General features: G+C 67.6%; 11 protein-coding genes. All 11 read right to left on the bottom strand.

Going from position 1 to position 11,798, the window contains the following annotated elements; translation table 11 throughout:
• Window positions 1–91: 91 nt before the first annotated feature.
• The 11 genes from HMI57_RS08230 to HMI57_RS19070 all read right to left on the bottom strand — a co-directional run bounded on the left by HMI57_RS08230 (window position 92) and on the right by HMI57_RS19070 (window position 11,597).
• Window positions 92–1,483 carry a PT domain-containing protein gene (locus tag HMI57_RS08230; protein WP_171585454.1) on the bottom strand — a complete coding sequence of 464 codons (1,392 nt, stop codon included), beginning with the start codon at window positions 1,481–1,483 and terminating at the stop codon, window positions 92–94.
• A gap of 1 nt (window position 1,484) precedes the next feature.
• Window positions 1,485–1,991, bottom strand: a complete 507-nt coding sequence (locus HMI57_RS08235) for a sigma-70 family RNA polymerase sigma factor (protein WP_346655164.1) — start codon at window positions 1,989–1,991, stop codon at window positions 1,485–1,487.
• 93 nt (window positions 1,992–2,084) lie between these two features.
• Window positions 2,085–3,059, bottom strand: coding sequence for a site-specific tyrosine recombinase XerD (gene xerD, locus HMI57_RS08240; RefSeq protein WP_171585456.1), 975 nt, complete (start codon window positions 3,057–3,059; stop codon window positions 2,085–2,087).
• On the bottom strand, window positions 3,056–3,748 hold the full coding sequence (locus tag HMI57_RS08245) for an NUDIX hydrolase (RefSeq protein WP_171585457.1): 693 nt from the start codon (window positions 3,746–3,748) through the stop codon (window positions 3,056–3,058). The genes xerD and HMI57_RS08245 overlap by 4 nt, the downstream gene beginning before the upstream one ends.
• A gap of 2 nt (window positions 3,749–3,750) precedes the next feature.
• Complete coding sequence (locus HMI57_RS08250) at window positions 3,751–5,454, bottom strand: CTP synthase (RefSeq protein ID WP_318779242.1); 1,704 nt, start codon at window positions 5,452–5,454, stop codon at window positions 3,751–3,753.
• Window positions 5,448–7,175 carry a DNA repair protein RecN gene (gene recN / locus HMI57_RS08255; protein WP_171585459.1) on the bottom strand — a complete coding sequence of 576 codons (1,728 nt, stop codon included), beginning with the start codon at window positions 7,173–7,175 and terminating at the stop codon, window positions 5,448–5,450. Before recN ends, HMI57_RS08250 begins: the two co-directional genes overlap by 7 nt.
• Window positions 7,176–8,099: an NAD kinase gene (locus HMI57_RS08260; RefSeq protein ID WP_171585460.1), complete on the bottom strand. Its 924-nt coding sequence runs from the start codon at window positions 8,097–8,099 to the stop codon at window positions 7,176–7,178.
• Window positions 8,096–8,968, bottom strand: coding sequence for a TlyA family RNA methyltransferase (locus HMI57_RS08265; RefSeq protein WP_171585461.1), 873 nt, complete (start codon window positions 8,966–8,968; stop codon window positions 8,096–8,098). Before HMI57_RS08265 ends, HMI57_RS08260 begins: the two co-directional genes overlap by 4 nt.
• A complete protein-coding gene (locus HMI57_RS08270) occupies window positions 8,955–9,152 on the bottom strand; it encodes a hypothetical protein (protein ID WP_171585462.1) in 198 nt (65 codons plus the stop codon). The genes HMI57_RS08265 and HMI57_RS08270 overlap by 14 nt, the downstream gene beginning before the upstream one ends.
• Window positions 9,149–10,168, bottom strand: coding sequence for an HAD-IIA family hydrolase (locus tag HMI57_RS08275; RefSeq protein WP_171585463.1), 1,020 nt, complete (start codon window positions 10,166–10,168; stop codon window positions 9,149–9,151). The genes HMI57_RS08270 and HMI57_RS08275 overlap by 4 nt, the downstream gene beginning before the upstream one ends.
• On the bottom strand, window positions 10,161–11,597 hold the full coding sequence (locus HMI57_RS19070) for a hypothetical protein (RefSeq protein WP_228720991.1): 1,437 nt from the start codon (window positions 11,595–11,597) through the stop codon (window positions 10,161–10,163). The genes HMI57_RS08275 and HMI57_RS19070 overlap by 8 nt, the downstream gene beginning before the upstream one ends.
• Window positions 11,598–11,798 lie beyond the last annotated feature (201 nt).

Consider the following 11,798-nt stretch of genomic DNA (forward strand, 5'->3'; position numbering starts at 1 on the left):
CTCCCGATCCCCCGCCAAACCGTTGGCTCTGGCGAGTCAGGGGCGGCCTGAGTCACCAGAGCTCACGTCTCGGCGGGGTGTCGGTGGCTGTTTAGTCGGTGATGACGAGCGACTCCGCGATGGCTGCGAGGGCGTCGAACTCCGCCGACCCTGCGTACTGTTCCGCGTCGGCCACTGACGCGAAGACCGTGCCGCTGCCCTCCGTGTGGGGAGACAGCTGGAACTCGTTCGTCAGGGCCAGCAGGCCCACCTCGGTGCTTGAAATGACGTTGTAGAGCATGCATCCCTCGCCCGACGTCGGGTCGGTGGCCAGCACCACTCCGGTTGCCCCCACCACCTGCGCGCCCTCGAAGATCCGGAGAGCAAACCGGGCACTGACCGGCCCGCTCGGGGTGTCAATCGATACCGGGATCGATCGCACTTCGCGCCACGGCACGGAGGCCTCCTGACAGGCGCCGCCGATCCCCGATTCCCGCGCCCGCTGCAGGGTGATGACCGGGGTGCCCGCCGTGTTGACCAGGTCCACTCCGTCCGGCCCGTCCACGATTCCCCAGGCGAGCGGGATCTGGTAGCGCAGGCCGAGCTCGGGGTTGTCGAGGCCCCGCACCAGCTCCTCAGCCGTTGGTCCTGCTCCCACCAGTTCCTCCCGCAGTTCCACCGGGATACCCGCCTCGATGAAGCGCTGGTCCATCAGCTCCTGGGGTGTCCCGTTGGGGTCTTCCATGAGGAACTCCCACTTCAGGACAGCTCCGTAGGTGTCAGTATCAATGACCCATTGACCATCGACCCGCTTGGCGATGAAGTACCAGGCGTTTCCGCCGTCCTTGCCTTCGGCCGCGTAGCCCTCGTCGGTCATATCCATCGACATCCACTCGTCAGTGCACCCGATGACCGGGTAGAACTGGGGGTTGGTGGTCCACGGCGTATACGAGGAGAAGTCGCTTCCCTGCTCCATCAGCCGGTCCACGTCCTGGGGCCGGCACCCGACGTCGGCTGGTGGCCCGGTCGGGACCCCCGTAGGCTCCGCCCCGGGTTCACCGGTCGGCTCCCCCGTGGCGTCGCCGGTCGGCTCGGCTGTCGGCTCGCTGGTCAGTGTCGGCGCCCCGTCGACGGGCGTCGTCGCCTCGGGAATCGGCGCCGGTTCGGTGGTGGCAGCTGGCATCGGCCCCTGGGCGCCGAGCGTAGTGCCCACCACGATCGCGCCGGCCACGGTTGCCGCCGCGGCCGCACCAGCGAGGACGACGACTACCCTGCGCCTGCGGGAGAGCGGCACCACTACCGGCCGGTCATCGCTGAACACTCCATCGTCGTCGTCGTCATCAGTCGCCGCGAGAGGAACGGCCAGTGGAATTGGGGTGACAGGATTTACGACGGCCCGGGAAGAGTCGGTGCCCGGGACTGAGCCGGTATCGGGCCCGGTGGTGGCCCGGTCCTCTGCGCGTACCGGGTCAAGCCCCCGGATCAGATTTTCGATGTGGTCCATTTCAGGCAGCTCCTTCAGCCATCAGTGCGGTGGGCAGCAGGGCGGCGAACGCCTTGCGGGCCCGGTGCAGGCGGACTTTCGCCGCGGACGGGCTGCAGGCCAGAACCTGGGCGATGTCAGCCACGGGCAGGTCATCCCAGTACGCCAGGAGCAGGATCTCCCGTTCCTTGTCCCGCATTCCCAGAAGTGCGTCAGCCACCGTCTGCTGCTGGGCGCCCTGTTCGGTGCGCGATTCCAGCACCGCAGTGGCGCGGATCCGTTGCATGAGCATCTCGGATCGTTCCCGCCGCCGGTACTCATTGCCGATCAGATGGTGTGCCACGGCCAGAAGCCAGGCGATGGTCAGTTCCGCGGGATCCGGGTTGCGTTGCCACGCGACGCGGAAGACGTCGTTGGTCAGCTCGTCAGCCGCTTCGCGGCTGTTGATCCGGCGGTGAATATAGTTGAAAACGCGCGGGCGATGTTCCCTATGCAGTGCGGCAAAAACGCCTTCGTCATGCTGCAACACGTGGCCCCCTGGAGTGAGTAACCTGTTCATGCACAGTTAGTTTCCAGCTAACCCGCCAAGGTTACAGAGCGGCCCGGTTACGCTGCCGCCAGTTTAGAGGGCGCGTGGATGCGCAGCAGCATATACCTCGCGGAGCGTATCCGCAGTGACCAGCGTGTACACCTGCGTGGTGGTGACCGAGGCATGTCCCAGCAGCTCCTGGACTACCCGCACGTCGGCGCCACCCTCCAGGAGGTGCGTCGCGAACGAGTGCCGCAGGGTGTGCGGCGACACCTCCCCGGTGACTCCCGCCTTCTCTGCGGCCGACTTCAGGATGGTCCACGCACTTTGCCGGCTCAGCCGCCCGCCGCGCAGGTTCAGGAACAGCGCAGGGTTACCCCTGCCGTTCGCCGAAAGGGCAGGCCGTGCCCGCACCAGGTACGAGTCGATGGCCTTCGCCGCGTAGGATCCCAGCGGCACCATCCGCTCCTTGGACCCCTTGCCGAACAGGCGGACGACGGCGGGACCCTCAAGCGCCTCGTCGACCGATACGTCGTCGACGTCGAGTCCCACCGCCTCGCTGATCCGGGACCCGGTGGAGTACAGGAATTCCAGGAGCGCCCGGTCCCGCTGGCCGCCCGGGGTATCGGTGTTGACCGCCTCGAGGATCCGGGTCACCTCGTCCACCGAGATGGCCTTGGGGAGCCGTTTCCCGGCGATGGGCGGGTGCACGTCGTGGGCGGGGTCGGCCGTGCAGATCCCTTCCAGAGCCCAGAACCGGTGGAGACCACGGACGGCGACGACGGTGCGCGCGGCCGAGCGCGGGCTTAGCGGGGCGAGGCCGTCCGACCCCGTGGAGATGGCCTGCGCGAACGCTGAAATGTCGTGCCGGGTGATTAGCTGTACCTCGGTGATGGCGCGGGCGGCGATAAACCGGTGGTACCGCAGCAGGTCGCGCCGGTACGCGGCGAGCGTGTTCACCGACAGTCCGCGCTCCACGGCCATGTGCTGGAGGTATTCGCTCATCAGCCGTCCGGGGCCGGTCTCCCGCAGCTCATCGACGGCGGTGCGCGTTGCTGGGGCCGTCATGGTCGGTTCTTCAGGACCGATCCGTTGGGCCAGGTGTGGTGCTGGCTGGCATGCTCTGGCCACGGTTCGTCGGCGGGCCGCAATCGGTCGTACCCGGTGGTGCGGGCGGCCGCCGCAGCGAGGACTGCAGCAATGGCTGACGGGCTGTGGATCCGGCCTGCCAGGACACCGTCGACGGCGTCGTCCAGATCCACCCACGCCATTTCGATTTCGGCTTCCTCGTGGGTCCGTTCGTGCCGTGCATCGGGGTGGATGTCGGTGACGCCCCGCGCGAGGTAGATGCGCAGCGCTTCACTGGACGAGCCGGGCGACAGGAACAGGTCGGTGAGGACATTCCACCGGTCCGCGCGCAGGTCGGCTTCTTCGGCGAGCTCCCGGGCCGCAGCGGCCACGAAGTCTTCACCCGGAACGTCCAGCAGCCCGGCCGGGATCTCCCACAGCGTCATCCGCACCGGGTGGCGGTACTGGTTGATCAGGAGCACCTGACCCACGTCGTTCATCGCGAGGACGGCCACGGCGCCGGGATGCTCGATGTAGTCGCGCACCAGCTGTTCGTGGCCGTCGTCGTCGACCAGGGAGAACGTGTCACTGACGACGTTCCAGATCCGCCCTTCGTACACCACCGACGAGTCCAGCAGCCGCCGGGGGCTTTGCTGGTCGGCGAGGGGACGGGTCGACGGATCGCCCATGATCAGGCCTTGACTCCACGGCGGAGCAGCGCAGCCTTGACCAGGCCGGCGAACAGCGGGTGCGGCCGGGTGGGCCGTGAGCTGAGCTCCGGGTGCGCCTGGGTGGACACGTAGTACGGGTGGGTTTCCTTGGGTAGTTCAACGAATTCCACCAGGTTGCCGTCGGGGGAGGTTCCGGAGAACACCATTCCCGCGGCGGCGATCTTGTCCCGGAAGTCGTTGTTGACCTCGTAGCGGTGGCGGTGCCGTTCGCTGACAGTGGTCTTGCCGTAGGTGCGGGCCACAACCGAGCCTTCGTCGAGCTTCGCTTCCCACAGCCCGAGGCGCATGGTGCCGCCCATGTCGCCGTCACCGTCGACAATGTGCAGCTGCTCGGCCATCGTGGCGATGACCGGGTACTCCGTGTCGGGATCGAACTCGCTGGAGGATGCGCCCTCAAGGCCCACCACGTTGCGGGCGTACTCGATGACCATGCACTGCAGGCCGAGGCAGAGCCCCAGGGTGGGGACCGAGTTTTCTCGGGCGTATTTGAGGGCGCCCAGCTTGCCTTCGAGGCCGCGGATGCCGAAGCCGCCCGGCACGCAGATGGCGTCGGCTCCGTCGAGGGCCTTGGCCGCGCCTTCGGGGGTGTCGCACTCGTCGGAGGGCACCCAGCGGATGATGACCTTGGACTTGTTGGCGAATCCGCCGGCCCGCAGCGCCTCGGTGACCGACAGGTAGGCGTCCGGCAGGTCAATGTACTTGCCCACCAGCGCGATCTCGACGGTGTGCTTGGGGTGGTGCACGGCGTCGAGCAGCTTGTTCCACTTGGTCCAGTTGACGTCCTTGAACTTCAGGTCCAGGGCCTGCACGATGTAGGCGTCGAGCCCCTGGGCGTGAAGGGTCTTGGGGATGTCGTAGATGCTGGCGGCATCGGCGGCGTTCACGACGGCGTCGATGTCGACGTCGCACATCCTGCCGATCTTTTCCCGCATGGCGTCCGGGACCTCACGGTCCGACCTGATGACGATCGCGTCCGGCTGGATACCGATGGAGCGCAGCATCGCCACCGAGTGCTGGGTGGGCTTGGTCTTCAGTTCCTGGGACGGTCCGATGTACGGCACCAGGGAGACGTGCAGGAAGAACACGTTGTTGCGGCCGATGTCCTGGCGCACCTGCCGGGCGGCTTCAAGGAAGGGCTGGGACTCGATGTCACCGACGGTGCCGCCGATCTCGGTGATAATGACGTCGGGTGCCTTCTTGGCCTCGACAGGCTCGGAGGGCAGCCGCATCCGGCGTTTGATCTCGTCGGTGATGTGGGGAATGACCTGCACCGTGTCACCGAGGTACTCGCCGCGGCGTTCCTTGGCGATGACCGTCGAGTAGATCTGGCCGGTGGTGACGTTCGCTGACCCGTCGAGGCTCTCGTCGAGGAAGCGTTCATAGTGGCCGATGTCGAGGTCGGTCTCAGCGCCGTCGTCGGTCACGAAGACCTCGCCGTGCTGGAAGGGATTCATGGTGCCCGGGTCTACGTTGAGATACGGGTCGAGCTTCTGCATTGTGACGGATAGGCCACGCGCACGGAGAAGATGACCGAGGCTTGAAGCGGTGAGTCCCTTCCCGAGGGAGGAGGCTACGCCGCCCGTCACGAAGACGTGCTTGGTAGTCTTGGCGGACTTCTGGAACCGGGAATTTGTTGATTGCACCACGGAGTTCGAGCCTAGCACTTCGACGCTGTCCGCGCTGCGTCTGCGAGCAGTTCCTCGGCGTGTGCCTGTGCCGAGGCCGACTCTTCCTGGCCCGCGAGCATGCGGGCCAGTTCACGGACCCGCTCGGCTTCGGGCAGGACTTCGACGTCACTGGCGGTGACTCCGTCGCCCGCGGCGGTCGCCGACACGTTTTTCGTCACCCGGATGTGCTGGGACGCGAACGCCGCCACCTGGGGCAAATGGGTGACCACAATCACCTGCACATGCTCGGCGAGCATGGCCAGTCGCCGACCGATTTCGACAGCCGCCTTGCCCCCCACTCCCGCATCCACCTCGTCGAAGACGAACGTGGGAACGGGGTCGACGGCGGCGAGCACCACCTCGATGGCGAGCATCACGCGTGAGAGTTCACCTCCCGAGGCGCCCTTGCCCAGCGGCCGGGCTGCGGAGCCGGGGTGCGGCTGGAGGAGGAAGGCGATCGAGTCGGCACCGAACAGGCTCCGTTCACCGGGCGTCACCTCGATGACCAGGCTGGCGGCGGCCATGGCGAGGGCGGAGAGTTCGTCGGTGACCCGTTCGGCAAGGGTGGCCGCCGCGCTGGTGCGTAGATCGGTCAACTCTGCTGCCTGCTTGGCGACCGCTTCCTCGAGGGTGTCGATCTCGGCCGTGAGGGCTTCGATCCGGGTGGAATCGTCACCGAGCTCGCCGAGCCGGAGCTGCCCGGCCTCGGCCCACTCCAGGACCTCATCAATGCTGGGCGCGTATTTACGGACGAGGACGGCCAGTTCAGCCCGTCGGGATTCCACTTCGGCGAGCCGGCCCGGCCCGTCGCTGTCGAGGGAGGCGCTGTACCCGGAGAGCTCGGTGGAGATGTCGGTGAGGATGTAGCCCACCTCGGCGAGCCGGCCGGCCAGGGCGGCCAGCGCAGGGTCGTGATCCCCCGCCGACTCGAGCTGGCGTTTGGCGGCGTCAACGAGCACCGTGGCGTCCTGGTCGTCAGCGAACTCCCCCGACACCAGTGCCTGGTGGGCCTTGTACGCGGCGGTGCGGAGCTCCTCGACGTGGCCCAGCCGCATGGACTCAGCCTTGAGGTTCTCGTCCTCACCGGGCTGGGGCGCCAGCGCTTCGATTTCTTCGAGTGCTGCGTGCAGGGACTCGGCCTCGCGGAGCCGTTCCCGCGAGTCGGTGCGTAGCCGGTCCAGTTCGTCAACCGCGTCCTGCAGGCGCCGGTAGCTTTCCTGGTAGCGGGTCAGCGCTCCGGAAAGATCCGGCCCGGCGAACTTGTCGAGAGCCTCGCGCTGTGCGGCCGCGGTCTTCAGTCGCAGCTGGTCCGATTGGCCGTGCACCACCACGAGGGCGGCGCCCAGTTCCGCGAGCACTCCCGCAGGGGCAGACCTGCCTCCGACGTAGGCGCGGCTGCGGCCCTCGCCGTTGACCGTCCGCGCGACGATGAGTTCGGCTGATCCGTCCGATTCCTCAAGCTCGCCGCCTGCTTCCGCGGCGCGTAGTGCGGCGGTGCTCTGTGGGGCGAGCCTGAGGACGGCCTCGGCTGACGCTGCCTTTGCCCCGAGGCGCACCGCTCCGGCGTCGGCCCGGGCGCCGAGCAGCAGGCCCAGCGCCGTGACCACCATGGTTTTACCGGCACCGGTTTCACCGGTCACCACGGTGAACCCGCCGGAGAGGTGGAGGGTGGCGTCGGTGATGACGCCCAGGTCGCGGATGCGGATTTCTTCGATCATTTAGCTCGTGCCTCCTGCGTGGCTTGCGGGGCCGCGCCAGCCCTGCGTGGGGAGCGAAAATTTCTTGACCAGGCGTTCGGAGAACGGGGACAGCAGTGTCCGCGCCAACCGGACCGGGGTGTCGCAGCGGCGGACCTCCACGCGCGCTCCGGGTGGCAGGTGGGCCGTGCGCCGGCCATCGCACCACAGGACACCCGCCGCGTCGGTGCGGGTGAGGATTTCCACTGCCAGCACCGACGTCGGGGCGATGACCAGCGGTTTGGTGAACAGCGCGTGGGCGCTGATCGGCACCATCAGGAGGGCCTCCAGCTCGGGCCAGACCACTGGACCGCCCGACGAAAATGCGTACGCTGTGGACCCGGTGGGGGTTGCCATCACCACCCCGTCGCAGCCGAACGAGCTGACAGGACGGCCATCAACCTCCATCACCACTTCGATCATCCGTTCACGGCTGGCCTTCTCGACCGCCGCCTCGTTGAGCGCCCACGTCTGGGCGACGAGGACGTCCCCCTGCCAGACCTGGACGTCGATCGTCATGCGCTCCTCGACGGTGTAGTCCCGGTCGACGACGCGCCGCACCGTCTCCGTGAGGTCGGCCCGTTCACTTTCGGCGAGGAACCCGACATGGCCCAGGTTGACCCCCAGCAGGGGGACCTCCGATCCCCGGACCAGCTCAGCGGCGCGCAGGATGGTGCCGTCACCGCCGAGCACCATGCCCAGTTCAATGTCCTCCAGCTCGACGTCGACCCCCAGCGTTTCGGTTGGGGCGGCGAGCACCCCGTACTCGTTCTGGATGTCCTTGAGCTCCTCGACCCGCATGACGGGGGTCAGCCCGGCGCGGTGCAGCTGCGTGCAGGCCTCCTGCGCAGCCGCCATCGCGTCCCGTCGCCCGGTGTGGGCGAGAACCAGTATCCGTCGTGTCATTGAAGCTCCGTCGTATCCAGTGCGCCGTGCGGCGTGCCGGTAACTAGCCGGGCATCGGTAAATGCAGTGCTGGAGTCCAGCACCTGCAAGGTCAGGAGATCCTGCTCCTCCTCGATCCTAGGCACCAACGGTCCCGGGGGCACGGTTATCCACACAAAGAACTCAACATTTCCGTCCTGACCCGGCAGCGGACTGCGAATCAGGCCCGCAACGGTGAGCCCCAGGCCCAGCGCGTGCCGGACGACCAGGCCGACCGCCCGTCTCCGCTCCTGCTCGGATGCGACGACTCCCGAGGAGTTGAGTTTCCCCTTGCCCACCTCGAACTGGGGTTTGATGAGCAGGACCATGTCCCCACCCGGCCGGGTGGCACGTGCCAGCGGCAAGAGCACCAGGGTGAGCGAGATGAAGGACAGGTCGGCCACCGTCAGCTCAGCCGGCCCCCCGATGGCCTCGGGCTCCAGCTGGCGTACGTTGAGGCCTTCGACCACTTCCACCCGCGGGTCACGGCGGAGCTCGTCAACCAGCTGCCCGTGCCCGACGTCGACGGCGGCGACGCGCGCCGCCCCCGCCCGCAGGAGTACCTCGGTGAACCCTCCAGTCGAGGCGCCCGCGTCCAGGCACTGCTTCCCTTTCACCTGGATCGAGCTGAACTCGCGCAGGGCGCCGTCGAGCTTCACCCCGGCCCTGCTGACGAAGTCCGGGGCCCCGGCGGTGTCAACGGTCAGGTGTTCGGTCTCAGCCACTTTCGCGGCAGCCTTCACCTGGACGATGCCGTCCCGGCGGACCCGCCCGGCGGCGATCAGTTGGGAAGCCTGGGACCGGGAACGGGCGAGGCCACGCACCACGAGGGCCTGGTCAAGCCGTGTCATGGTCCTCGGCGGGATCGGCGTTGAGTTCGGCCAGCAGATCGTTGTGCAGGCCAATGTAGAGCGTGTTGTGGTCATCGACGGGAAGATCAGGGAGGGCGGTCAGCGTGCTGGTCAGCGCGTCAACGCTCCCGTCGCCGGTGGGATCCGGGGCGGGCGGGAACACCGGGGCATCCTCATCCGTCATCGCTGGGTGTCTTCGGCGAGCACCCGGGGGCCGTCGGACATCGCGAGTTCGGGCTGCGTTGCCGAGGTGGTGTCGGGGTTCGCAGTCCACCACGCGCTGCAGGCCGCACGCCAGGTGTCCAGGTCCTCGTTCTGCCCTCGCAGGTGGAGCACTCCCGCCTCCATCCAGGCAGTCGCAGCGCCACAACTGTGCACCCCGTCAGCCACGGTAACGTCCGGGTAGGGTTCGTAGAGGTCCGCGAGGCTGGCCAGCAGGAACCGCGGGCGTTCGTCGGTGACAGCGGCCAATGCCGTCTGCGCGGTGTCGACGCCGGTGAGCACCAGGGCGGTGTCCATGCGTGCCCGGTTGCCGCCCAGGATGTCGGTGTCGAGCCGGTCCCCCACGACCAGCGGCCGGCTCACCCCGAGGTGCTTCGCTGCGGTAATGAACAGGGGCGCTTCGGGTTTGCCGGCCACGACTGGCGTCTTCCCGGTGGCGGCCGTGACCGCAGCGACGAGTGACCCGTTGCCGGGAGCGATTCCACGGGTCTGCGGGATGGACAGGTCGGTGTTGGTCGCGACCCAGACCGCCCCGCCAGCGACCGCGTAGGCGGTCTCGGCGAGATCCTTCCAGGCCAGCCCGGGGTCGAAGCCCTGGATCACCGCCGCAGGGGTCGGCTCCGCTGAGGTCACCGGGATCAACCCCTGGGCAGCGACATGATCAATAAGGGTCTGGCTGCCGGTCACCAGGACCGTCGATCCCTCGGGTACCAGCGTGGCCAGCAGCTCCGCTCCCGCGAGGGCTGAACCGAACACCTGCCCTGCGGTTGCCGGTGCGCCCAACTCACGCAGGTGTGCAGCTACCTGTTCCGAGGAACGGGATGCGTTGTTGGTGATGTAGGCCAGTGCGACGCCGGCACCTGCCAGGCGTTCCAACGATTCCACTGCTTGGGGAATGGCGTGGGGCCCCGCGTACACCACACCGTCCAGGTCGGCCAGCAGTGCGTCGTAGGAGGAGATCAGTGAAACCTCAGTCATGGTTCCTCTCAGTGTCGTGCTCGACGTCGGCCGGTTGGTCGTCAACCGGTTGGATTTGCGCCCTAACCGGGGCCGGCCGGTTCAACGATCGCCAGGTCACGGGTGCGCGTGGCGCGTCCTCATCCGGAGCATCGTCAGCGGCCTGTCCCTCGCCCGCTGCGGTTGGAGAATCCTCCACTGGCATGTCGTCGTCGCTGGAGACCACTGTGGACAGCTCGTCCGATTCGTTTGTCTCATCCGGGTCGTCGTCAGTGTCGGTGTCGTAGTCGACCGTCTGCGCGGCCTGTCGTTCAGTCAGGGGGGCGCTGCCGGGGCTGCTGGCGGGCGCTGAGGCAACCCGGCGTTTGGCGGCCGAGGCATCGGGGACCTCCTCGTCGTCGCCCGCAAGGTCGAGGATGTCCGGTTCGGCGAACTCCCCGAGGCCCAGGGCGCTGTCGGCAATACCAGCCTGGCGGCGCCACTGGTCGGCTTCAGCGGTTCGCCCGACGGCAGCCAGCGCTTCGGCATAGGCACGGAAGAGACGTGGGCTGTAGCTGAAGGCGCGGTTACGGTCGAGCTGGCTGATCTCGAGGGCCCCAACGGCCGCTTCGAGCTGGCCAAGGTCAGTACGCGCCCCGGATACCACCATGGCGAGCTCCACCTTGCCGGCGGAACTGAGCCCCTCAGCCTCCTCCGAGCGGGCCAGATCCAGTGCCCGGTCGGGTCGCCCCAGCCCGCGTTCGCAGTCGGCCATCACGGGCAGGTGGTCGTTGGAGCCACTGATGCGTCGATAGGTGCGGAACTCGCGGAGAGCTTCTCCATAGTGTCCTGCAGCGTAGGCGGTGAGCCCCACTGCTTCACGCACGACGGCGAGACGCCCTCCCCGGCGGCTGGCGGCCAGTGCGTGCTGGAAAGCCAGTTCGGGCTCGTCCTCCAGAAGGCGCCCGGCCATCACCAAATGGCGTGCCACCCATTCAGCACTCTTCTCTTCAAGGTTGCGGATCTGCGCCCGGGTAACCCGGTCCAGTTCGGCACCGGTGACGTCTTCGTCGATGTTTGGGGACCGCTCACGATCGGGGCGGTTGGCACTGCGCAGGTCACGGGCGTTGAACGACCGTTTGCCGGTTTCAGTAAGCTCAGATCCACCTCGGTTTTCGTCGCGTGGCCCTCGCGTCGCACCCCCACCGCGTCCCGCGGAAAACCCACCGGCGCTTCTGCCGCCGGATGAGGATCCGCCACGTTGTCCATCCCGTTGGCCGTCGCGCGGCGCGCCTGTTCCACCTGTGGTCGGACGGGCACCGCGGTACCCCGCGGAGGATCGGTCGTCACGGGAGCCGGAGTCCCTGGGAGCGTCGCCCTGCTTGCCAAAGGACCGGCCACCCTGCGTACCTGTTCGGTCGGACCGGCGATCTGCCCGATCCGCCCCCTGATTGCGGTCTTGGTCGGCCATGGCTACGCGGTTCCTCTCATTTCAAACAGACCTGCAATGCTGCAGCGCCCGTTCGGTCTCTCTATGAATCTATATGGGTAACAGGCTTCACCGAACCTGACGATCTTGTGCCCCTACTCATTGTAGGGGCAGCGGACACCCTGACAGGGTGGGGTGGTGGGTTAAGTGCGAAAGGCCCCACCGTGGGTGGGGCCTTTCGTC

This window comes from Arthrobacter sp. 260 (assembly GCF_013116745.1).
In the GTDB taxonomy this organism is placed as follows: Bacteria; Actinomycetota; Actinomycetes; order Actinomycetales; family Micrococcaceae; genus Arthrobacter_D.

Bases quoted from the DNA above. Each gene is read 5' to 3' on its own strand.
- HMI57_RS08230 (WP_171585454.1), bottom strand. From the start codon at position 1,483: ATGGACCACATCGAAAATCTGATCCGGGGGCTTGACCCGGTACGCGCA.
- HMI57_RS08260 (WP_171585460.1), bottom strand. From the start codon at position 8,099: ATGACACGACGGATACTGGTTCTCGCCCACACCGGGCGACGGGACGCG.
- xerD (WP_171585456.1), bottom strand. From the start codon at position 3,059: ATGACGGCCCCAGCAACGCGCACCGCCGTCGATGAGCTGCGGGAGACC.
- HMI57_RS08275 (WP_171585463.1), bottom strand. From the start codon at position 10,168: ATGACTGAGGTTTCACTGATCTCCTCCTACGACGCACTGCTGGCCGAC.
- HMI57_RS19070 (WP_228720991.1), bottom strand. From the start codon at position 11,597: ATGGCCGACCAAGACCGCAATCAGGGGGCGGATCGGGCAGATCGCCGG.
- HMI57_RS08245 (WP_171585457.1), bottom strand. From the start codon at position 3,748: ATGGGCGATCCGTCGACCCGTCCCCTCGCCGACCAGCAAAGCCCCCGG.
- HMI57_RS08265 (WP_171585461.1), bottom strand. From the start codon at position 8,968: ATGACACGGCTTGACCAGGCCCTCGTGGTGCGTGGCCTCGCCCGTTCC.
- recN (WP_171585459.1), bottom strand. From the start codon at position 7,175: ATGATCGAAGAAATCCGCATCCGCGACCTGGGCGTCATCACCGACGCC.
- HMI57_RS08270 (WP_171585462.1), bottom strand. From the start codon at position 9,152: ATGACGGATGAGGATGCCCCGGTGTTCCCGCCCGCCCCGGATCCCACC.